Origin of the sequence: Leucobacter viscericola, from assembly GCF_011299575.1 — a bacterium.
Taxonomy (GTDB): domain Bacteria; phylum Actinomycetota; class Actinomycetes; order Actinomycetales; family Microbacteriaceae; genus Leucobacter; species Leucobacter viscericola.
Genome location: NZ_CP049863.1, coordinates 3,557,324 through 3,578,640, shown reverse-complemented (window position 1 = coordinate 3,578,640; position 21,317 = coordinate 3,557,324). Strand labels below are relative to the sequence as shown.

Genomic DNA, 21,317 nt, shown 5'->3' with positions numbered 1-21,317 from the left:
AGGGTAAAACGCACCACCGACATTCTCTAGGGGGTGTTGATCCGGCGAAAATAATGTAGTTCGCTACGACACCCGCTCGAACAACGCGATGAACATCGCGTCGGTGCCGTTTCGATGCGGCCACAGTTGTGCGCTCAGTGACGTGCCCGCGAGATCCAGGTCTCCGCGTGCAACACTCTGCAGCACTGCTTTTGCGTCGAGCTCACGAATCCCTGAGTGACGCTTGAGCAGTCGATCGACAGTGACCCTGGTCTCGGCCAGGTGCGGCGAGCAGGTCACGTAGGCGAGAGCCCCACCGGGCGCCAGATGCGCGACCGCGGCGTCGAGCAGTTCTCCCTGCAGCGCCGTCAACTCCGGCAGATCAGAGGGCTGTTTGCGCCAGCGAGCCTCTGGCCTCCGACGCAGCGCGCCGAGACCCGAGCAGGGAGCATCGACAAGAATGCGGTCGAACTGCGCGTCGGCTTCGCCGTAGGCGTCTGATTCGCGGCCGTCAAAGCTCACCACGTCAACACTGTCTGCGACCGCAGCAACTGAACGTCGCACAAGCTCGGCCCGGTGCTCTGACACCTCGTTGGCGCGCACGGGAACGGTGTAGCCGCTCAGCTCCGCACCAAGCACGGCCGTTTTGCCCCCGGGGCCGGCGCACAAATCCAACCAGCGCTCCCCCTCTTTCACAGGCCGCAGCCGAGTCAGAGCGAGCGCCGCGAGTTGCGATCCCTGATCCTGCACGCGCACTACCCCCTCAGGGAACCCGAGTGCCTCGATTGCACGCGCGGGATCCCCACCGGCCAGCTCCAAGCCGAAAGGAGAGGGACCGTTCGCCGTGAGATCGTCACCGTCAGCCAGCGCTTCGGCGTCACCGGAGTGCCAGCCGGGCAGCACAACCAAGCTGACGCGCGGCGGTTCGTTGTTTGCGGCGAGAAGATCCTCGAGTTCTTGTTCGCGACCCTCTGCGCGCAAAGCGTCACGAAGCGCGCGCACCACCCAGGAGGGGTGTGAGTCGCGCGCGGCCAAAGCCTCGTCGGGTGAGCTCGCCGTTTCTACGATCTTTGCGTCCCACTCAACCGGCGTCGAACGCCCGATCGTGCGCAACACACCGTTTACGAAACCGGCACCGCTCTGGTTTGCAACGCGACGCTGCAGTTCAACACTCTCGTTCACTGCCGCGTGGGCAGCCGTGCGCATTGAGAGCAACTGGTGGGCTCCGAGTCGGAGCACGTTGAGCGTGCGCGTGTCAATGTCACCCACAGCACGGTTCGCCGCCAGTTCAATGATGCGGTCGTAGCGACCACGCTCGCGCAGCGTCCCCGAGGCAAGCTCCGTCGCGAGCGCGGCGTCGCGCCCGTCGAGCTTGGCCTCGCGAATCCGCGAGGGCAACGCCAGGTTTGCGTAGGCATCACGGTCTTCGACGTCACGCAGCACGTCGTAGGCGGCAATCCGCGCCGGAGAGATCTCGACGCGAGGCGCACGAGGCCGTCGGTCTTGACCCTGGTTTCTGTTTTCGCGCGGCCCGCGGCCGCGACCTCGACGCTCACTCATCGCACCACCGCTTCCCCGCCACGGCCGCGTAACCACGCGGCCCCATCCATCGCGGCCTTACCGGCCGGTTGCACCCGCGTGAGTTCCAGCGCGCCATCACTCAGATTCAGGATCGCCTTTCCCTTCTGAATCGTCGCGGTGCCCGAAAGCACACCATCGATCTGATCTGCTGCGCGCACCTCAAGCACCTTCAACGGCTGCTCGTCAACACTCACAAATGCGCCGGGCTCTGGCGTCACGCCCGCCCAGTGGGCGAGCACACCGCGTGAGTCACCACTCAGGTCCAGGCGCCCGTCTTCACGACTCAGTTTGTGAGCGTAGTTCGCCTCGCCTGTCTGGGGCTCTCCGGTGAGTGAGCCGTCGGCCAAACCGTTGACAGCCGCGAGCAGCGCACCCGTGCCGAACTGCGCGAGTGAGGTGAGTGCAGCCCCCGCCGATGTTCCGAGTTCAAATGTCTGCGAGTCACGCGTCAGCACGTCACCCGCATCGAGCGCTTCAACCAGTCGGAACACCGTCACACCGAGCTCTTGCTCTCCCGCCTGCAGCGCACGCTGCACCGGCGCAGCACCTCGCCAGCGCGGAAGATCGGAGAAGTGCAGGTTGATCCACCCCTGCTCTGGCAGCGATAGCAGTGGCTCTTTGACAAGCCCGCCGTACGCCACAATCACCCCGAGCTCAGGCGCAAAGCCTCGCACCCACTCAGTGGCTTCGTCGCCGAGTTTGTTTGCCTTGAACACGGGAATGCCGAGCTCGTCAGCCGCGAGCGCCACGGGAGAAGGGGTGAGGATCCGCTTGCGCCCGAGGGGGGCGTCCTCTCGCGTGATCACACCCACAACGTCATGGCCACTCTGAGCGAGCGCACGCAGGCTCGGCACGGCAAACTCCGGGGTCCCGGCAAAGACAACTCGCATCCGTCTATTCTCGCAGCTTTTGTAACTTGCCAGGGTGCGGGGCACACCTGCTACACTCCCCTCATGCACATTGTGATTCAGTGGTGGACCGCCTAAGGGCGGTTACCCGTGCGCATACGCATATTTCCAATACCGCCTCCTCGTAGGCGGTATTTTTGTCTATGGGCGGCGCAATGAAGCAAAGGACCTGAAGTAATGACCACAACACTTTCCCCCTACCGCGCAGACGAAGCCGGATTCTTTGGCGAGTTTGGCGGAGCCGCGCTACCGCCATTTTTGGTAGAACCGATCGCAGAGGTCGCCGCCGCCTACGAGCAGGCCTCACAAGACCCCGAGTTTCAGCGCCAGCTGCAATCGCTGCTCGCAAAATACGTCGGCCGCCCCTCGCTGCTGTACTTTGCTGAGAACCTGACGAACGCACTCGGCGGCGCCCGCATCTACCTGAAGCGCGAAGATCTGAATCACACCGGCGCCCACAAGATCAACCACTGCCTCGGTGAGGCTCTGCTCGCAAAGCGCATGGGCAAAAAGACGCTCATTGCCGAGACCGGGGCAGGCCAGCACGGCGTTGCGCTCGCGACCGCTGCCGCCCTCGTCGGTTTGAAGTGCGAGATCCACATGGGAGCGATCGACATTGCAAAGCAGCACCCGAACGTGGTGCGCATGGAACTGCTCGGCGCGAAGGTTGTGCCGGTCGAAGAGGGTGGGAAGACACTCAAGGAGGCAGTCGACTCGGCGTTTGGCGTCTTCGCCTCAAACCCCGAGGACTATTTCTTCGCAATCGGTTCCGTCGTGGGGCCGCACCCGTACCCCTCGATGGTGCGCGACTTCCAGTCCGTCGTGGGGCGCGAGGCGCGAGCGCAGATTCTTGAAGAAGAGGGGCGTCTGCCCGATGTGCTCGTAGCGGCCGTCGGGGGTGGATCAAACGCGATGGGCCTGTTTGATGCGTTCCTCGAAGATGAGTCGGTGAGGATCATCGGGGTCGAGCCCGCGGGTGAAGGTCTCGACGGTGACCGCCACGCCGCCACCATGACGCTCGGCACCCCGGGAGTGCTGCACGGCATGCGCACAAAGGTGCTGCAAGACGCAGACGGAGAGCCCTCCGCCGTGCACTCCATCGCCTCGGGTATCGACTACCCGGGTGTTGGCCCGCAACACGCACACCTCGAGCAGCTTGGCCGCGTTGAGTATGTTTCCGTCACCGACGAGGAGGCGGTCGCTGCGTTCCAGCTCTTGACTCGCCAGGAGGGGATCATCCCCGCTCTCGAATCATCACACGCACTCGCCGAGGTCGTGAAGCTTGCCCCGAGCTTGCCAAGCGATGCCATCATCATCGCGAACTTGTCTGGCCGCGGCGACAAAGACGTGGATTTTGTCGCGGATCGCCTGCGGGGGATCTGAATAGATTCGTTTGCACCCCCGCGGTGAACGCGTTTCAACATTATGAGCTCACATAATGTTGAAACGCGTTCACTCCGGCGGGCGCGGAGCCTGATCGGGTGACTGCGAAGCCTCGCGCGCGCGACGCGCTGCAAGTTTGCGCTTGCGGCGTTTTGAGAGGATCGGGCCGGATCGAACGGGGTGGGCATGAGACGCCAAGGCCGCAGCCGCAAGATCGTTTTGCCAGCCGTACATCTTGTGCCAGCGGATCGTGGTCGAAACGTTAGGGGCATAGGCGTCCAGAATGCTCCGCCAGAGATGCGCGCGAGCGCGGCCCTCTGCAACCACAGTCACGACTCCCACCACGGCCAAGGCGATGAAGCCGATGCAGAGCATCAGTAGCGCGCCAGGCATCGCCTCATAGTTCTCAGCCACGGTCGCAACGGTCAGTGTGACCAAGCCGCCCACGGCCACGATGGCGCCGATCCCCGCTGCAACCTTTGACCAACGCCTGACGTTTCGCCAGGGACCGGCGTCTCCAAACTCGGCCGCCTGCAGCGGGAGCCGTGAAATTGTCGGTACGGGATTGTGGACCAGCCCCTCGTTACGCAGCAGCCGCGCCATCCCGTTGAGTTCGAGCCGGTTAAACCTGAACTGAATTCCGGCAACGGTCGCCAGGGTCAAAAATGCGATGAGGCCGACAAGCCCAAGCATTACGTCCATTGCCACCACTCAATTCCAACTTAGTTATCGAACACACCACGGTCATCGAAGCGGAGTCGCAGAGCCTCGGGGCGAGCACGTCCAGGGGCCCTACCCTTGGCGCGAGAGGCGGAGCCCGCGGCGTCAGCGACCAGGGCGCCGCGCAAGCGCTTAGCTACTTCTGCCCCCTGTCCGTAGTCAAAGCGCACGATCGCTCGCACAATTCCCGCTGGTGACGCCGATCCGCCCTGGGTAACGCGCACTGGCACTGGAGTTGGTCCGAGGTGATCGACGCCCGGCAAGCCAGCGATTGTGTGCAGCGCACGATCGACCTCTTCGGGACCGCCGCTCACACTCGCAACTCGAACAGCCGGTGGGTAGCGCAGCGTGTGCCGATCCCTTACCTCACCCCGCAGCCATTCCTCGCTGCGTCCGGTAACAAAGGCCTGCACGACGGGTCCGCCTCCCGACGCCATCAGGCACAGGCCGTCCGGAGCCGCAAGCGCCGCAGCGTTTTCCCACCATCGCAGGCAGTCTTCACCCGCGCGCAGGGTCTCAATCCCGAGCAATCGTTCCGCGTCGAGCAGCACCACCGCGCGGTATCCCCCGGCAGCGAGTGGCTCGGCGCCGCGAGTCGCAACAACAAGGGCTGGTCTGGCATCTACGCGCTCGCGCGGGTGCTCGCCGTCGCTCAACAGCACTCGCACACCAGCGAACTGGCGCTCGAACTGCTCAACGGTGCGCCCTGACCCCATGCCACGCTCCTGCAAGCGCCCGCTGCCGCAGCTGCCACACCGCCAGGCATTCGCGAACTCACCGCACCAGCGGCACGAGGCCCGCCCCACAACCCGAAACCCAATGGGCCCGGCACAATTCGCACAGCGCGCGAGATCTCCACAGTCGCCGCACACGGCAACGGGCGCGTAGCCCGGCGTCGCAACCTGTACGAGCACGGGTCCGGTTTTCAGGCCCTCACGAATCGTCTGCGCGGCAAACTCGGGCACTCGGCCCGCAAAGGCATCGGGTGCACGCGCCGCGTCGGCGTGAAACACCCTCGTGCGCCGCGGTAGGTTCTGCTGCGCCAGCACATACCCGATCTCGACGAGCCGCTGCACCTCGGCGCTGCGCACGTGTCCGGCGAAGAACAATCCGGCACCCGACTGTTCAGCCCTGATCAGCGCCGCGTCTCGCGCGTGCACGTAGGGCGTCAGCGGCTCAGCCAGCACGGGATCGCCGTCGTCCCAGATGAGGATCGCACCCAGATCGTGAGCGGGTGCGTAGACCGCGGAACGGTTGCCCAGAACGATCCGAGGCGTTGCATCAAGTGCGCGCAAAAAGGCCGCGTAGCGCTCCGAGTTTGATTGCCGAGAGTCAACCCGCACCACGTCTGCGTGCCCGAGCGCCGCCAGCGCGTCTCGAAGCTGATCGAGATCCCGATAGTCAGGGGCGACGAGGATCGCGCTCCGCCCACTCTCAAACACGGCGAGAGCAACACGCGCCATCTGGGCAGCCCAGCCGCCGACCCATTCGCCGGTGTGCAGGCGTTCTGGCCCGTGCGAGGCCGTGTGCGACAGGCGCGCTCCGGCAATCAGCTCGGCCGCGATCGTGCCCTCCGGGGTCGGCTCGGTGTCGAGTGCGGCCTCGCCCTCGGACGCAGCCACCGTCGGCGTTGCCGTGTCTTCTCCCGCGAGGTGCTTCTTCTCAACGCGCACCTGTCGGGTGGGGATCGCGAGGCGCAAGATATCGCCCGCCGAGCCGCCCGCCCGATCCGCGACGGCACGAGCGAGGCGCCACACCTCGGGTGTCAGCTGCGGGACCGTTGTGACGATATCAGCGATGGGCGAGAGCTCACCGCCAAACTCACTGCGGTCAGCAAAGCCGACGATATACCCGAAGGTCTTCCGATCTTTCGAGCGGAACGGCACCCGAACCCGCTGCCCAACGCGCAGAGTATCGGCGAGGTCTACCGGAACCGCGTAGTCGAAGAGATGGTCGAGCTGCGGCAACGCTGAATCGAGCAACACCTGCGCAACCGGCCGCCCGGCGGCAGATTCCGCAAGCTCGTAGGCGCTCGCAACGCTCACGGCAGCCGCCACATCACGAGTTCACCTGGTGCTCCACTCACAGACCGACAGCGGCCCGCAGATCCGCGACCCGAGGAGTCGCCTCCCAGGTAAATTCGGGCAGCTCGCGGCCGAAGTGGCCGTATGCGCTTGTCGCGGCGTAGATCGGGCGGATCAACTGCAGATCACGAATGATGGCGAGTGGGCGCAGGTCAAAGAGCTCGCGCACGGCGGCCTCGATCTTTTCGCGCGGCACGGTCTCCGTGCCAAACGTCTCAACGTACAACCCGACGGGATGCGCGCGACCGATCGCGTAGGCCACCTGCAGTTCTGCACGCTTTGCCAGACCAGCACGCACGACGTGCTTCGCAACCCAGCGCATCGCGTACGCTGCAGAGCGGTCCACCTTCGAGGGATCCTTGCCGCTAAAGGCACCACCGCCGTGCCTGCTCGATCCGCCGTAGGTATCGATGATGATCTTGCGCCCGGTCAAACCAGCGTCGCCCATTGGCCCGCCAACCACAAAGGGCCCGGCGGGATTGATGAAGTATTCGGCGTCGTCGCTCGCGAGATCCACCCGGTCGAGCACGGGCCGGATGACCTCCCGCATGACGACGTCGTGCAGCGCGGGCTGTGTGATGCTGGGCTGGTGCTGCGTCGATACGACCACGGCCTCAACGGTCGCGGGTCGATCTCCGTCGTACCCAATGGTTACCTGGGTCTTGCCGTCTGGCCGCAGTTCGGGCAGCAGGCCACTCTTGCGCACGTCGGTGAGACGCTCAGCCAAGCGGTGGGCGATCCAACTCGGAAGCGGATGCAACTCAGGCGTCTCGTCAGTAGCGAACCCGAACATAATGCCCTGGTCACCCGCTCCCTGGCGGCTCAGGCCATCGTCGGTGGCTCCGGTGCGCTGTTCAAGCGAGGTGTCGACACCGCTCGCGATGTCGGGCGACTGCTGGCCGATTGAGATCGAAACGCCACACGAAGACCCGTCAAAGCCCATGTCTGAACTCGTGTACCCGATGTCCCGCACGGCCTCACGCACGATCTGCGGAATCTCCACGTACCCCGAGGTCGATACCTCGCCGGCCACGTGCACAAGCCCCGTGGTCACGAGCGTTTCAACCGCAACACGAGCACCCGGATCCTGCTTCAGGATGGCGTCAAGGATGGAATCCGAGATGCGATCACAGATCTTATCGGGATGCCCCTCGGTCACGGACTCGGAGGTGAACTGGCGCAGCGACACGGTGCTCCTAGGTCGTTGAAACGAACAAAAATAACAGATCTAAAGCCATAAACAGTAGTGGCGTCGGACTCTCTACAGAGTATCCGACGCCACCGACATTGCTGCGTGTGCAGCAGTAAGTTACGCGTGAACGCTAGAGCGCAGCGCTCTCTTCCTGCTTCGTCATCGTGAGCTTGCCCTCGACGATCTCGTGCAGTGCGATCGACAGCGGCTTGTCGTCAACCGACGAATCGACCAGCGGGCCGACGTTGTCGAAGAGATTGCCGTCGTGCAGATCGGTGTAGTAGTTGTTGATCTGACGCGCACGCTGCGACGCGAAGATCACCAGAGCGTACTTCGAATCCACCTTGGCGAGCAGCTCGTCGATGGGCGGATCAATGATGCCGTTAACATTGGCCATGTAAACACTCCTCTAATAGACCTAGCTATTGTACCCTGCCAACCCTGGATAGGCTAACCCAGCAGCGAACGCACGAGAACGTGCCCGCGTTCCGTGGTCAAGCGAGTCCAGGTGAGCGATTGGGATCGACGCACGGGCTCACCGTCCACCAGAAATCCCAGCGTCTCAGCCGCAAACGCGGCGGCCGCGGGCAAGCCAGGCGCAATCTCCGCGCCCCACACGCTCGCGCGCACCTTCTGCACCACCGCTTCTCCCGGGTTCTCCGGCAGCAACGACGCCACCCGCTCAATCCCCTCGGCCGCGACCGTGGCAAGCGAGGCACCGTCGACACTCCCGGCGGCTTCCCACCCCGAGGTTGGGGGCAGTACCCCGGCCCACGCAGCCATCACGGTCACATCGGGTAGCTCGAGAGTGCGCCCGACGATCCCGAGCCGAGCGATTCGATCCAGGATCGCCCTCGCCTGCACCGTGGTGTCCACGGATTCCGAGGGATCCTCGGCAAGAGCAAATGCTCGCATGACCAGCACCACCGGAACCGGGTCAGTGATCCCGCGCGGCATTTGAGTGCAGCCATAGACCGCGAGGGCTGATCCTCGAGTCACGAGGCGCACCTCAGCCTGTCCTGTGCGCAGCAGGCGCTCCAAAAAGATCCGCAGGTCATCTCGCGTCGCGACATCCGCGAGCAGTAGTGTGGCAGCCATCACAGTCAGCCTACCCGGCACTCGGCGGCCCTAGACTGGATCCACACAAGGTCAACCGCAGGGAGGAACCATGACTGCAGAATCCGAACTTCTCGCCATGCTCTCGGTGATCGATTCCGACGCGCGCACCCGCTACGACATTCTCACCGGGCCGCCGCTACCAACACCCCACGGCCGTTCCTTTGGCGGTCAGGTTTTGGGGCAGGCAATCGCCGCGGTCGGAACGTCAGTCCCTGAGGGGCGCGAGATTCACTCGATGCACGGCTACTTTCTGAGGCCGGGATCCAGCTCCGAGCGCATGACGTTTGAGGTTGCCAGACTCTACGACGGTCGTTCGTTCTCGACGCGACGCGCGCAGGCCTATCAAAACGGTGACGTGCTGATGTCGATGATCGCTTCTTTCCAGGGCATCGAAGCGGGCATCGAGCACCAGGAGAGCCTCGACATGTCGGGCATTCCCGACCCCGAAAGTTTGCCCACGGTCTGGGAAAAATACGGTCACCTTGCCGACAGCGGCCGCGCTTCTTGGGTACTCAATCGGCCATTTGATCTGCGCTACGTCGAGTCCGACATTGTGTTGCGGGTTGAGGATCAGGCGAGCCGCCAGCGGTTATGGCTTCGGGCCCGCGACACACTTCCGGGCACCCAACTCATCCATTCGGCCGCCCTCGCGTTCGCGAGCGACTACGTGCTGATGGAGCCGGTGCTGCGCCGCCACGGAGTGCCGTGGGCGACCCCTGGTCTGAGCACGGCGAGCCTTGACCACTCGATGTGGTTCCACCGCCCGTTCCGCGCTGACGAGTGGCTGCTCTACGAGCTCGACTCCCCCACCGCACAGGGCGGCCGTGGGCTTGCGCACGGGCGTTTCTACAACACCGCCGGTGACCTTGTTGCGAGTGTCGCTCAGGAGAGCATGATCCGGTTGCCGAGCGGGGAGTAGTTCCGAAGGTTCGCTCCGAAACGAATTTGTCACGTTTCGAGCGAAACTTGCAGGTACATGGTGAACGACGGAAACGGAGATCACCATGACAATCACCGACGATGAGCTTGACGCTCAACTGCGCGCGCTCGCCAGGCCCACCCCAGGCATCGACCCGGCCGCGGCTCTTTCTCTCACTCGCGAAGCCACCGACTTCACTGGCAAACGCCGACGCTGTGGAAAATGGCTCATTCCGACGGGGCTCCTTGCGGCAGGATTACTCGCGATACCTACCACTGCCGTAGCTACGCGCATCTTCGAGGCACAGACCGGGGAATTCTCCGCGGAGACCACAGAGTCAGAGGCTGGCAACGAGTGGGTCTACACCGGCAGCCCAGACTACGAAGAGTACTTGGTGAGCATTGCACCAAGGCACCTACCCACGCCAGCGGGATTCAGCTGGGAAGCGGAAGCCGCAGCATTCACCACTTGGCACCAGAACAGTTACGTCGAAGATGCGACGCTCATCTGCGACTTCGAGAACACACTCTGGCAGGCCTGGATCGCGGAGTGGATCAAGGCCGACCGCGAGGGCGACGACAAGGCGCGTGAGATCGCGATGGACGTGCTTCGTGAGGCTCCCAGCTGGCCCAACATTGCGAGTTCTGACGGTGGCGGCATTCGCTACGCCATGTGGGCGTTTGTCGCACGCATGAATGTGGCTGATCCCGGTGCTCGCAGCATCGCCGCTCAGGCACTGGCCGAACGTGAAACCGGCTATATCTCTCGAGCAGATCGACTGATCGAGTTGCAAATCAGCGACTCACCACCCGCGGCCGAGCTGTTGGCAGCGCGGGGTCCGGCCTTTCACTCGCTCCTTGCGGCCTGGGACCACCGTGATCGCCAGAACCTCATCACCGAGATTCTCGCTGACAGCAGCTCGTTCTCTACGCACAATGACACCAGCGCGGGTTCTCCTTACTGGGATGACTATGGCCGTGCCCTCATCGAAATTGCCACGGCAGCGGGGGTCCCAGATCCAGCGGCCGCAGTGGGTCGCAGCCGACTCGGACCTAATATCTGGAAGGGCGAGGTCGTCTGGAACGGCGATTTGGCAACGGATGGGGATGCCGAATGACCGCCATTGCCGCCAGGAGCTCAGCCGATCAGAACGACTCCCCTTCCGTCTCCTCGTGGCAAGAAATCGACTTCAACAAGATCGTCGCCGAACTCCTCCCCCAACTCACAGGCTACTTTCTGCGCCGGCTCGGCAATGCTGACGATGCGGCCGACGCGGCAGCCGATGTGCTGATTGTCATCGTCCGAAAGCGAGACCAGCTCCAGTGGGACGCCGAATCCCTCAGACAATACGGCTTCGGAGTGGCACGTAAGGTACTCAGCAGATCCCGTCGCGGCAAAATTCGGCACACGGAACTGGCAGAGAAACTGCGGCGCGAGATGATCGTTGCGACGCCAGTGGATCCGGATCCTCACCCCGACTTAGCGAGCGCCCTCGCGAAGCTCTCAGAGAAGGATCGTGAGCTCCTACTACTCGTAGCGTGGGAAGGCCTGCCTGTCGCAGAGGCCGGAGCAGTGCTGCGATTGAAGCCGGACGCCGCCCGCCAGCGCTATTCAAGACTTCGCGCACGTTTACGCGCCGAGCTGGTCTAACCACCCTGAAACCCTAAATCGAGTGTAGCCAAATGGTGGGTTGAATGTGTTTCAACCCACCATTTGGCTACACCGGATTGCGCGGCGTCGGCTACACCGGATTGGGTGGCGTCGGTTACACCGGATTGGGTGGCGTGCGGCTAACCTCTGCGGAGACGCAGCGGCTCGTCCATCCACGGTTCGACGGCAGCTCTGGCATCCGCAGGAATGCGGATCGGGCGCAGGTGGACACCGTCGACGATCACAACCGTGGTGATCGCGCGGGCAACCACGCGGCGCTCAGGCTCTGCGGCAGCGTCAATGACCTCGTAGTGCAGTTCGAGGCTGGATCCGCCGAGCTTGCCGATCCACATTTCGACCACAATAGGGGTATCGCCATATTCAAGCACACCGAGAAACTCGATCTGCTGATTGGCGACAAGCATCTTGAGGCCCTCGGGAGTGTCGCCCCGAAAGTGCCCCTCCATGCCCGTGGCCTGGCGGCCACTGCCGCGCCAGAACACGCGTACGCGCGCTTCCTCAAGGTAGCGCGCGTACGCGACGTTGTTCACGTGGCCGTACGCGTCTTGATCGCCCCAGCGGAGCTCAATATCGACGTGAGTGCGTGCCATGAATAAGCGCTAGTCCCGCGTCAGCTTACGGTAGGTGACACGCGAGGGCTTCGCGGCGTCGGCGCCAAGGCGGTCAACCTTGTTCGCCTCGTAGGACTCGAAGTTGCCCTCGAACCAGTGCCAGTTCGACGGGTTTTCTTCGGTGCCCTCGTACGCGAGAATGTGGGTCGCGATGCGGTCGAGGAACCACCGATCGTGAGTGATGACCACGGCACAACCGGGGAACTCGAGCAGCGCGTTCTCAAGGCTCGACAGCGTTTCGACGTCGAGGTCGTTTGTGGGCTCATCGAGCAGCAACAGGTTGCCGCCCTGCTTGAGCGTGAGCGCGAGGTTCAGGCGGTTGCGCTCACCGCCGGAGAGCACGCCGGCAAGCTTCTGCTGATCCGGTCCCTTAAATCCGAACGTCGACACGTAAGCGCGCGACGGAATCTCGGTGTTGCCGACCTGAATGTAGTCGAGCCCGTCAGAGACGACCTCCCACACGTTCTTCTTCGGGTCGATGCCACCGCGGGTCTGATCCACGTAGCTCAGTTTGACGGTCTCGCCGATCTTCAGCTCGCCGCCATCGAGCGGCTCGACGCCAACGATGGTCTTGAAGAGTGTCGTCTTACCGACACCGTTCGGGCCAATGATGCCAACAATGCCGTTGCGCGGGAGCGTGAACGACAGGCCATCGATGAGCACACGCCCGTCGAAGCCCTTGTTGAGGTTCTTCGCGTCGAGCACCAGGTTGCCGAGGCGCGGGCCCGCGGGAATCTGGATCTCTTCGAAATCGAGCTTCTTCGTGCGCTCGGCTTCTGCGGCCATCTCTTCGTAGCGGGCGAGACGAGCCTTTGACTTGACCTGACGGCCCTTTGCGTTGGATCGCACCCACTCAAGCTCGTCCTTCAGACGACGCTGCAGCTTCTGATCCTTTTTGCCCTGCACCTCAAGGCGCGCAGCCTTCTGCTCAAGGTAGGTCGAGTAGTTACCCTCGTAGGGGTAGAGGCGACCGCGGTCGACCTCGCAGATCCAGGTGGCGACGTGGTCGAGGAAGTACCTATCGTGGGTGACGGCCATGACCGCACCGGGGTACTTGGAGAGGTGCTGCTCAAGCCAGAGCACACTCTCTGCGTCCAAGTGGTTTGTGGGCTCGTCAAGGAGCAGCAGGTCGGGCTTCTCAAGCAGCAGCTTGCAGAGTGCGACGCGGCGCTTCTCACCACCCGAGAGGTTCTTGACGATCGCATCCGACGGCGGGCAACGCAGCGCGTCCATCGCCTGCTCAAGCTGGTTGTCGAGGTCCCAGCCGTCGACGTGATCAATCGCCTCTTGCAGTTCGCCCATCTCGGGGAGCAGCTTGTCGTAGTCGGCATCGGGATCAGCCATCTCAGCCGAGATCTCGTTGAAGCGATCGAGTTTGCCCTTGATGTCTGCAACACCCTGCTGCACGTTCTCGAGCACGGTCTTGTCTTCGTCGAGCTCGGGCTCCTGCATGAGGATGCCGACGGAGTAGCCAGGTGTCAGGATCGCATCGCCGTTTGACGGGGTATCGAGCCCAGCCATGATCTTGAGGATCGTCGACTTACCCGCACCGTTCGGGCCAACCACACCGATCTTCGCGCCGGGCAAAAACGCCATGGTCACGTCATCGAGGATTACTTTGTCGCCGTGCGCCTTGCGCGCGCGCACCATCTGGTAAATGTACTCAGCCATATAACTTCCGGGGTGATCCCCGAACTCCCTGCTTTAAGAGGCGAAAAACGAAACTCTGACTACTCTACCGGCGGTCAGCAAAACTGTGTGCAGTTACCAATCAACCGAACGCGTATTGCCGATCAGGCAGATGTCGGTGTTTGGGCCGAGGGCCGGCTCGTTCTTGGCGACAAACGTGCGGTCGCTGGTGACCAGCTGACCAATCAGGCAGTCGGTACCGATACGTACCGAAACGAAGATGTTGTCGGCTTCAAGGTTGGTCTTTGTCTGGTCGAAGCTGAACTGCATCATCGTCGGATCAAACCCGGCGTCGATGACGGCCTGCGCAACCGGCTTGCCCTTGATCGGTTGGTCCCCGGCGGTGTACTTGCGGATCACCTCGGTGAAGTAGGGCAGGTTTTGCTCGGCGGTGCCATCCGGCACAAACACCGGAGCGACCGTGGGCTTTTTGGTCGTCTCTTCGCGCTTCGGCGTCTGCGGCGTTGGCCCCTCAACCACGTTTTCGACGACCGAGCACCCGGCCAGCAGGGGCAGTGCAATTCCAAGCGCCAGCACAGCTCGGCTCACACGCTTGACAGTTGTGGATTCAGTCACTCCACCAGTTTACGCAAGCCGGACCTCTGGGTAGCTGAGCGTCACCAAAAACGACCTCCGCTCACATACAGGCAATTCTCCGTTGGCTCAGGATCTTATCCACAAATTGCTGCTTCGATCCGCTCTGCGCTATCTCGCAGGGCAATCTAGAGATGGGCGGACGGATCGGATCCCGCACGGCACGGTCCGTCCGCTCACTCAACTACCCACACCGTTCAAAGTGCACGAGTGAACCCAGCAGAGGAGACAACATGTCCATCCAAATCAGCGTCGTTGGCACGGTCGCGACAGAGCCAAAACTTCTCAACTCAGCGGGGAAAACTTCATTCTGCACGTTCCGCGTGGCCAGCAATGAGCGGCGCTACGACCGAGAAAAGAACCAGTGGGTCGATGGTGAGACGACCTGGCTCTCGGTCAATGCTTTCCGCAGTCTTGCAGAACACGCGCAGCAGTCATTTTCGATTGGGGATCGCGTCATCGTCAACGGGAAGCTCCGTGTGAAACGCTGGGAATCGCAGGATCGCAAGGGCGTATCAGTTGAACTGGACGCTGAGGGGCTCGGGCACGATCTTCGCTGGGGCGTCTCAACGTTTACAAAACGGATGATCGGATCGCCCGTTCCCGACATCGAGCCGGTAGAGAGCGCCGCGACGGCATCAAGAAACCCAACCAACGCCACAAGCGAGGGTTGGTTGGCTCCAGCGACCGCCTCAGATCAGGGTCAACACGGTGATGGTTTTGGCCAGGTAAGAGCTGTGGCGGCCTAGCGCAGGTACTTCGTGAATGCCGCGCGAACCTTGTTCACTTTAGGAACCGCGACCGCAAGGCAGTACCCCTGAGTGGGGTTCTTCGCAAAGAAGTCCTGGTGATACTCCTCAGCGGGAAACATTTCCCCGAGGGGCTCAATAGTGGTCACGATCTCACTCGGCCACCACTCGCTCGCACGCTCAATTGCTGCCTCGAAGGTAGCGCGCTGAGCGTCGTCAGCTGGGAACATCGCCGAACGGTACTGTGTGCCGACATCATTACCCTGCCGGTTCAGCTGGGTCGGGTCGTGCATGGTGAAGAACGCGTCCAGGATCACGCTAGACGGGATCTCGGTCTCGTCAAACGTCACGGCAACTGCCTCAGCGTGTCCGGTAGCCCCGGTGCACACCTGTTCGTAGCTGGGGCTGCTGGTGTGGCCTCCGGTGTAGCAGGAGACTACATCGGTCACACCGCGAAGCTGGCGATAGGCCGCATCGAGACACCAGAAGCATCCTCCGGCGATCACGTAAGTGGTGAGATTGGGTGTGGCGTTCACGGTGTTTCCTTCCACCAGGTGTCAGCAGGTCCGACTGGAAGCCTACGCTTGTGCTCACTCGTGCGGTAGCGTCGTTCAAGATTTTCAGCCGCGGGCGCAGATATTTCTTCGCCGCGCAAGTATGCGTCAATATCTGGGTAGCTCACGCCAAGACTCGACTCATCAGTCTGGCCGGGATCCTCATCGAGCAGATCCGCGGTTGGAATCTTTTCCCAGAGCCGCTCGGGTGCCCCGAGTTCCTGCAGCAGCGCCGCCCCCTGCCCTTTTGTTAGTCCAGAGAGAGGAAGAACATCCGCAGCACCATCTCCAAACTTTGTGAAGAACCCCGTGATGGCTTCCGCCGCGTGGTCCGTACCGATCACCAGGAGACCGCGGTCACCAGCGATGGCGTACTGAGCAATCATGCGCATCCGTGCTTTGACATTGCCGCGGTTGAAGTCACTCACGGGCTCCCCCATCGCCCGCGTCACCTCCGCGGCGAGCGCGTCAACGCCACTCGCAATGTCTACCGTCACAGAGCGATCTGGGCGAATGAATGAGAGCGCCAACTGCGCGTCGTCTTCGTCGTGTTGCACAGAGTAGGGCAGGCGAACCGCTATGAACTCGGCGCTATGACCGTCGGCGCGCAGTCTCTCAACCGCAAGCTGAGCGAGTCGGCCTGCGAGGGAGGAGTCTTGCCCTCCCGAGATACCGAGAACAAACCCCCGAACGCCGGGGAGAGAGGAGGCGTAGTCCGCAAGGAAGGCAACTCGCCGCTCAATTTCTTCCACCGGGTTTATCTCGGGCTCAGATCCGAGCGCCTCGATAATTGCTCCCTGTGTTTCGCGCATCTTGTTCACGCTGTTCCCGTCTTCACTCGGTTTCGGTACAGATTGATTACGTTACGGCGTCTTCGATTGAGTTCAGGCAGCGCGGCCCAAGCAGCCCCTTGAGTTCACCGTACAGATCTGCGGTCACTCGCACCTGCTGCTTCAACTCAAACACTCGCACGACGTTGTTGGTCAGCAGATTCAGGCGAACCTCGCTGTCACCGCGGTGACGCCCAAGCATTGACTTCAGCTCTTCCATCAGATCCTCGGTTGCCCGGGTATCGGAGAGCGTGAGCATCAGTGTCGTCGCGTCGTCTTGCACCGCCGCGTTGATTGGGCGAACACCATAGGCGTGCATGGTCATGCCGTCGTCACGAGAGTTCATCTTGCCGCGTAGCGCAACAATCGAGTCGGGCTGCAGCAGCTGACCGAACTCCTGGTATGACTTGCCCATAAAGAGCGCCTGCACCTCACCGGTGTAGTCCTCTATGGTCACCATGCCGTAGAGGTTGCCCGACTTTGCCGTGCGGTGCTGCACGTTTGTGAGCAGCCCCGCGAAGGTGACAATCTCGCCGTCGAATCCCGGGCTCGCGTCGGGGTCGGTCACCTGCTGAATCGTCGCGGATGCCTCCTTCGCAAGCGCCGACTCGAGGCCACGCAGCGGGTGATCCGACACGTACAGCCCGAGCATCTCGCGCTCGAACGCAAGCTTGTCTTTTTTGGTCCACTCGGGGCGATCCGGAATCTGCAGCACCTGCTCCGCTTCGACCTCGCCGGCTTCGGCCGCCTCTGCGAACAGGCTGTCGAAGTCGAAGCCGACGTTGCCCTTCTCGGCGTCGCGTTTGTCTTTCACCGCGCTCTCGATCGCGGGCTCGTGAATCTCAACCAGCGCGCGCCTGGTTCCGCCGAGGCCGTCAAAGGCACCGGCCTTCACCAGTGACTCGACCGTGCGCTTGTTGAGCGCAACGAGCGGCACCTTCTTCAAGAAGTCGTGGAAACTCTCAAAGGCGCCCTGCGCCTCACGGGCGCCTCGGATGCCCTCGACCACATTCGCACCCACGTTACGAATCGCACCGAGACCAAAGCGAATGTCGTCACCGACGGCGGCGAAGTCGGCGAACGACTCGTTCACCGCTGGCGGCAACACCTTGATACCCATACGGCGGCACTCGTTGAGATAGATCGCGAGTTTGTCTTTGGAGTCGCCGACGCTTGTGAGCAGCGCGGCCATGTACTCGGCCGGGTAGTGCTCCTTCAGGTACGCGGTCCAGTAGCTAATCACGCCGTACGCGGCGGAGTGAGCCTTGTTAAACGCGTAGTCGGAGAAGGGCAGCAGAATGTCCCACAGCGCCTTGATCGCAGCTTCGCCGAAGCCGTTTGCCTTCATACCGCCGGAGAAGCCCTCGTACTGTTTGTCGAGTTCTTCCTTCTTCTTCTTACCCATCGCGCGTCGCAGAATGTCTGCTTGGCCGAGCGAGAACCCGGCGACCTTCTGCGCAATCGACATCACCTGCTCCTGATAGATAATCAGGCCGTAAGTCGTGTCGAGAATCTCGCGCAGCGGTTCCTCGAGTTCTGGGTGAATCGGGGTGATCGGCTGCAGGCCGTTTTTACGCAGCGCGTAGTTCGTGTGCGAGTCGGCGCCCATGGGTCCCGGGCGGTACAGCGCGAGCACGGCCGAAATATCTTCGAAGTTGTCAGGCTTCATGAGCCGCAACAGGCCACGCATTGGGCCGCCGTCAAGCTGGAACACCCCAAGCGTATCGCCGCGCGCGAGCAACTCATACGAGGGAGCGTCGTCAAGCTCGAGTCGTTCGAGATCCAGCACCTCGCCACGGTTCAGGCGAATGTTCTCGAGCGCGTCAGAGATGATCGTGAGGTTACGCAACCCCAGGAAGTCCATCTTGATGAGCCCGAGGCCCTCACAGGTCGGGTAGTCGAACTGCGTGACGATCTGGCCGTCTTGCTCACGCTTCATGATCGGGATGATGTCGATGAGCGGGTCACTCGACATGATCACACCGGCCGCGTGCACACCCCACTGGCGTTTCAGTCCCTCAAGCCCGAGCGCGGTCTCATAGACCGACTTCGCCTCGGCGTCCTCGGCCAGCACGGTTCGGAACTCCGCAGCTTCCTTGTACCGCGGGTGGGCAGGATCGGTAATGCCCGACAGCGGAATGTCCTTCGCCATCACGGCGGGTGGCATGGCCTTGGTGAGCTTCTCCCCCATGCCAAACGGGAAGCCGAGCACACGCGAGGAGTCCTTGAGCGCCTGCTTCGACTTAATCGTGCCGTAGGTCACAATCTGCGCCACACGCGCATCGCCGTACTTCTCGGTGACGTAGTTGATCACCTCGCCACGGCGACGATCATCGAAGTCGACGTCGAAGTCGGGCATGGAGACACGATCGGGGTTGAGGAAGCGCTCGAAGATGAGCCCGTGCTGCAGCGGATCGAGGTCCGTGATCCTCATCGCGTATGCGGCCATCGATCCCGCACCGGAACCACGACCCGGACCCACGCGGATCCCGTTGTCCTTTGACCAGTTGATGAAGTCGGCGACGACGAGGAAGTAGCCCGGGAAGCCCATCTGGGTGATAACGCCGGTCTCGTACTCGGCCTGCTTGCGCACGGCGTCGGGGATCCCACCCGGGTAGCGGTAGTGCAGGCCACGCTCGACCTCTTTAATAAACCAGCTTTCCTCGGTCTCCCCATCGGGCACCGGGTAGCGCGGCATATAGTTTGCGCTCGTGTTGAACTCGGATCCGCACCGCTCAGCAATGAGCAGCGTATTGTCGCAGGCCTCGGGCAGCTCACGGAAGACGTGCCGCATCTCGGCCGCCGACTTCAGGTAGTAGCCGCTGCCGCTGAACTGGAAACGGTTGGGATCGTCCATGCGTGATCCCGACTGCACACACAGCAGCGCGGAGTGCGCCTCGGCGTCGGTCTCGTGCACGTAGTGCAGGTCGTTCGTGGCGACAAGCGGGATCTTCAGGTCGCGCGCGATTTCGATGAGGTCTTTTTTTACCCGGCGCTCAATGTCGAGGCCGTGATCCATCAGCTCACAGAAGAAGTTCTCCTTGCCGAAGAGATCCTGGAACTCCGCCGCAGCCTCACGCGCTTCCTTCAGCTGACCCAGGCGAATACGCGTCTGGATCTCTCCGGAGGGGCAGCCCGTGGTGGCGATCAGACCGTTGTGGTACTTCTGCAGCAGCTCTCGGTCCATGCGGGGCTTGAAGTAGTAGCCCTCGATCGAGGCGAGGCTTGAGAGGCGGAAGAGATTGTGCATGCCCTCGGTGTTTTGCGAGAGCAACGTCATGTGCGTGTACGCACCGGCACCCGACACGTCGTCGCCAGCACCGTCGCCCCAGCGCACGCGCGTGCGGTCACTGCGATGAGTTCCCGGGGTCACGTACGCTTCGATACCCACAATAGGCTTCACACCCGCGTCGTTTGCAGTCTTCCAAAAATCAAAAGCGCCAAAGGTGTTGCCGTGGTCCGTCACCGCAATCGCCGGCATATTCTGCTCGGCCGCCGCCTGAATCAGCGGTTTAACTCGCGCCGCACCATCGAGCATCGAGTACTCGCTGTGCACGTGCAGGTGAACAAATCCATCGTTTTCAGCCACAGAGGACGCCCCTTTCACAGACCCTTCAAGGGTACCCTGCTTCGATGTGAGATTTACGACCCAAGATACTTTCCGACGCGCGGAATTCGCCGAATCAACACCGTCACCAGCAGGCTCGGCACCATGACGAGCACTGTCAGCACGGGAACCGTCAGCCACACCGGGCCCGTGTCTGTTTCGAACCCGAGCTGTTTGTAGAGCCACTGAAAGAAGGGGTGAATGAGGTAGACCCCCAGCGAGTTTGCTCCCAGAAACATCACGACGCCAAGAGAACGACCGGTGAGGGTGAATCGTTCACCCCAGGCCCGCGCAAGCACAAACACGGCAACCGCGACGGCGGCCACGTTAATCGTCAGGTATCGATAGAACAGCTCGTCTGATTCCTCTTGCGCGTGCGACACCAGCACAGTGCCGACGGCGGTTGCCACAAGCCCCGCCAGCCCGGCAATGCTCAGCCAGATCACTGCCCGTCGCGAGAGCCGGCAGGTGCTGAGCAGGTACCCCAGCAAAAAGTAAGCCGAGTACCCAAGCACAAGCTCAAGCTTGATCGTTCCGAGCACCTCTGCGAGCAGCTCACCGGCAACGGGAATGCGCGTGAGCAGCGGGAACACAAACGCAAACGGAATCGCAAGCGCGACGAAATACCAGGCCACTCGTCGATCCCTCGCAATCAGCCGCAGGATCGGCACCACCAGATACAGGCCAGCCAAGGCCAACAGAAACCAGAGATGAAAGTGCCCGGTCACAAAGCGCGTGACAAATTCCGCCGGATCCCGACTGCCGCCCGGTCCGTACACCACAAGCACCGCATACAACAGTGACCAAAATGCGTACAACAGCAACAGTCGCGGAATACTCTTCCGAAACAACGAGTTCCAGGTGACGTCACGCTCGGGGTTCAGAAAGAGCGCTCCCGAGATCATCAGAAACACCGGCACGCAGTAGCGAAGCATCGAGCCGAACACCGCCAGGTCATCCCAGCGCGGATTGTCGGGGGTTAGCTCGTGCCACTCAGTAATCGAGACGTGCAGCATCACGACCGCGATGATCGCGACCACCCGCAACAGGTCAAAATACTGCACTCTCGAGACAGCACGTCGCTGCTCAACCGCCCTCCCCATCTGCACATGCTAACAAGCTGAGCA

19 protein-coding genes are annotated in these 21,317 nt (G+C 62.2%); 5 read left to right on the top strand and 14 right to left on the bottom strand.

The annotated features are described in order from the left end of the window. Nucleotides 1–63 precede the first annotated feature (63 nt). Nucleotides 64–1,539, bottom strand: coding sequence for an RsmB/NOP family class I SAM-dependent RNA methyltransferase (locus G7068_RS15570; RefSeq protein ID WP_166292802.1), 1,476 nt, complete (start codon nt 1,537–1,539; stop codon nt 64–66). Further along, the gene (locus tag G7068_RS15565) at nt 1,536–2,450 is read right to left on the bottom strand and encodes a methionyl-tRNA formyltransferase (RefSeq protein WP_166292801.1); all 915 of its coding nucleotides are present in this window, start codon (nt 2,448–2,450) and stop codon (nt 1,536–1,538) included. Before G7068_RS15565 ends, G7068_RS15570 begins: the two co-directional genes overlap by 4 nt. Before the next feature lie 195 nt (nt 2,451–2,645). Between G7068_RS15565 and trpB the strand changes: the two genes are divergently transcribed. Beyond that, entirely contained in the window at nt 2,646–3,851 is a 1,206-nt protein-coding gene (gene trpB, locus G7068_RS15560; RefSeq protein WP_166292800.1) for a tryptophan synthase subunit beta, read from the top strand. Nucleotides 3,852–3,920: 69 nt separating this feature from the next. Here trpB and G7068_RS15555 read toward each other — a convergent pair whose 3' ends face one another. The 5 genes from G7068_RS15555 to G7068_RS15535 form a co-directional block, all read right to left on the bottom strand. Continuing rightward, the gene (locus G7068_RS15555; protein ID WP_166292799.1) at nt 3,921–4,559 is read right to left on the bottom strand and encodes a hypothetical protein; all 639 of its coding nucleotides are present in this window, start codon (nt 4,557–4,559) and stop codon (nt 3,921–3,923) included. 14 nt (nt 4,560–4,573) lie between these two features. Continuing rightward, entirely contained in the window at nt 4,574–6,616 is a 2,043-nt protein-coding gene (locus G7068_RS15550; protein WP_244304557.1) for a primosomal protein N' family DNA-binding protein, read from the bottom strand. A 37-nt stretch (nt 6,617–6,653) separates the two neighbouring features. Further along, nucleotides 6,654–7,844 (bottom strand): methionine adenosyltransferase, encoded by a 1,191-nt coding sequence (gene metK, locus G7068_RS15545; RefSeq protein WP_166292797.1) that lies wholly within the window; start codon nt 7,842–7,844, stop codon nt 6,654–6,656. 133 nt (nt 7,845–7,977) lie between these two features. Beyond that, nucleotides 7,978–8,244, bottom strand: coding sequence for a DNA-directed RNA polymerase subunit omega (rpoZ, locus tag G7068_RS15540; RefSeq protein WP_166292796.1), 267 nt, complete (start codon nt 8,242–8,244; stop codon nt 7,978–7,980). 53 nt (nt 8,245–8,297) lie between these two features. Continuing rightward, nucleotides 8,298–8,945, bottom strand: coding sequence for a DUF8185 domain-containing protein (locus tag G7068_RS15535; protein WP_166292795.1), 648 nt, complete (start codon nt 8,943–8,945; stop codon nt 8,298–8,300). 70 nt (nt 8,946–9,015) lie between these two features. Here G7068_RS15535 and G7068_RS15530 point away from each other — a divergent pair, with 70 nt between their 5' ends. The 3 genes from G7068_RS15530 (at nt 9,016) to G7068_RS15520 (ending at nt 11,535) form a co-directional block, all read left to right on the top strand. Beyond that, nucleotides 9,016–9,885, top strand: a complete 870-nt coding sequence (locus tag G7068_RS15530; protein WP_166292794.1) for an acyl-CoA thioesterase — start codon at nt 9,016–9,018, stop codon at nt 9,883–9,885. A gap of 85 nt (nt 9,886–9,970) precedes the next feature. Then, nucleotides 9,971–11,002, top strand: coding sequence for a hypothetical protein (locus tag G7068_RS15525; RefSeq protein ID WP_166292793.1), 1,032 nt, complete (start codon nt 9,971–9,973; stop codon nt 11,000–11,002). Next, nucleotides 10,999–11,535 (top strand): RNA polymerase sigma factor, encoded by a 537-nt coding sequence (locus G7068_RS15520; protein ID WP_166292792.1) that lies wholly within the window; start codon nt 10,999–11,001, stop codon nt 11,533–11,535. The genes G7068_RS15525 and G7068_RS15520 overlap by 4 nt, the downstream gene beginning before the upstream one ends. Before the next feature lie 140 nt (nt 11,536–11,675). Here G7068_RS15520 and G7068_RS15515 read toward each other — a convergent pair whose 3' ends face one another. The 3 genes from G7068_RS15515 to G7068_RS15505 form a co-directional block, all read right to left on the bottom strand. After that, complete coding sequence (locus tag G7068_RS15515; protein ID WP_166292791.1) at nt 11,676–12,146, bottom strand: acyl-CoA thioesterase; 471 nt, start codon at nt 12,144–12,146, stop codon at nt 11,676–11,678. Nucleotides 12,147–12,155: 9 nt separating this feature from the next. Further along, on the bottom strand, nt 12,156–13,838 hold the full coding sequence (gene ettA / locus G7068_RS15510) for an energy-dependent translational throttle protein EttA (RefSeq protein ID WP_166292790.1): 1,683 nt from the start codon (nt 13,836–13,838) through the stop codon (nt 12,156–12,158). 93 nt (nt 13,839–13,931) lie between these two features. Then, a complete protein-coding gene (locus G7068_RS15505) occupies nt 13,932–14,432 on the bottom strand; it encodes a DUF6993 domain-containing protein (RefSeq protein ID WP_166292789.1) in 501 nt (166 codons plus the stop codon). 251 nt (nt 14,433–14,683) lie between these two features. Between G7068_RS15505 and ssb the strand changes: the two genes are divergently transcribed. Continuing rightward, nucleotides 14,684–15,199 carry a single-stranded DNA-binding protein gene (ssb, locus tag G7068_RS15500; RefSeq protein WP_166292788.1) on the top strand — a complete coding sequence of 172 codons (516 nt, stop codon included), beginning with the start codon at nt 14,684–14,686 and terminating at the stop codon, nt 15,197–15,199. Here ssb and msrA read toward each other — a convergent pair. Genes msrA through G7068_RS15480 form a run of 4 tightly spaced genes read right to left on the bottom strand, consistent with a single transcriptional unit; the run spans nt 15,196 to nt 21,293 of the window. After that, nucleotides 15,196–15,735, bottom strand: a complete 540-nt coding sequence (gene msrA, locus G7068_RS15495) for a peptide-methionine (S)-S-oxide reductase MsrA (protein WP_166292787.1) — start codon at nt 15,733–15,735, stop codon at nt 15,196–15,198. The two genes, ssb and msrA, sit on opposite strands and share 4 nt — an antisense overlap. Further along, complete coding sequence (gene nadE, locus G7068_RS15490) at nt 15,732–16,565, bottom strand: ammonia-dependent NAD(+) synthetase (protein WP_166292786.1); 834 nt, start codon at nt 16,563–16,565, stop codon at nt 15,732–15,734. The genes msrA and nadE overlap by 4 nt, the downstream gene beginning before the upstream one ends. 46 nt (nt 16,566–16,611) lie before the next feature. Continuing rightward, nucleotides 16,612–20,172: a DNA polymerase III subunit alpha gene (dnaE, locus tag G7068_RS15485; protein WP_166292785.1), complete on the bottom strand. Its 3,561-nt coding sequence runs from the start codon at nt 20,170–20,172 to the stop codon at nt 16,612–16,614. Nucleotides 20,173–20,225: 53 nt separating this feature from the next. Next, on the bottom strand, nt 20,226–21,293 hold the full coding sequence (locus G7068_RS15480; protein WP_166292784.1) for an acyltransferase: 1,068 nt from the start codon (nt 21,291–21,293) through the stop codon (nt 20,226–20,228). Nucleotides 21,294–21,317 lie beyond the last annotated feature (24 nt).

Excerpts from the sequence above, each read along its gene's own strand:
- ssb (WP_166292788.1), top strand. The coding sequence starts at position 14,684 with ATGTCCATCCAAATCAGCGTCGTTGGCACGGTCGCGACAGAGCCAAAA.
- G7068_RS15570 (WP_166292802.1), bottom strand. The coding sequence starts at position 1,539 with ATGAGTGAGCGTCGAGGTCGCGGCCGCGGGCCGCGCGAAAACAGAAAC.
- G7068_RS15520 (WP_166292792.1), top strand. The coding sequence starts at position 10,999 with ATGACCGCCATTGCCGCCAGGAGCTCAGCCGATCAGAACGACTCCCCT.
- G7068_RS15480 (WP_166292784.1), bottom strand. The coding sequence starts at position 21,293 with ATGGGGAGGGCGGTTGAGCAGCGACGTGCTGTCTCGAGAGTGCAGTAT.
- G7068_RS15530 (WP_166292794.1), top strand. The coding sequence starts at position 9,016 with ATGACTGCAGAATCCGAACTTCTCGCCATGCTCTCGGTGATCGATTCC.
- nadE (WP_166292786.1), bottom strand. The coding sequence starts at position 16,565 with ATGCGCGAAACACAGGGAGCAATTATCGAGGCGCTCGGATCTGAGCCC.
- rpoZ (WP_166292796.1), bottom strand. The coding sequence starts at position 8,244 with ATGGCCAATGTTAACGGCATCATTGATCCGCCCATCGACGAGCTGCTC.
- G7068_RS15515 (WP_166292791.1), bottom strand. The coding sequence starts at position 12,146 with ATGGCACGCACTCACGTCGATATTGAGCTCCGCTGGGGCGATCAAGAC.
- G7068_RS15525 (WP_166292793.1), top strand. The coding sequence starts at position 9,971 with ATGACAATCACCGACGATGAGCTTGACGCTCAACTGCGCGCGCTCGCC.
- G7068_RS15535 (WP_166292795.1), bottom strand. The coding sequence starts at position 8,945 with ATGGCTGCCACACTACTGCTCGCGGATGTCGCGACGCGAGATGACCTG.
- G7068_RS15565 (WP_166292801.1), bottom strand. The coding sequence starts at position 2,450 with ATGCGAGTTGTCTTTGCCGGGACCCCGGAGTTTGCCGTGCCGAGCCTG.
- trpB (WP_166292800.1), top strand. The coding sequence starts at position 2,646 with ATGACCACAACACTTTCCCCCTACCGCGCAGACGAAGCCGGATTCTTT.
- ettA (WP_166292790.1), bottom strand. The coding sequence starts at position 13,838 with ATGGCTGAGTACATTTACCAGATGGTGCGCGCGCGCAAGGCGCACGGC.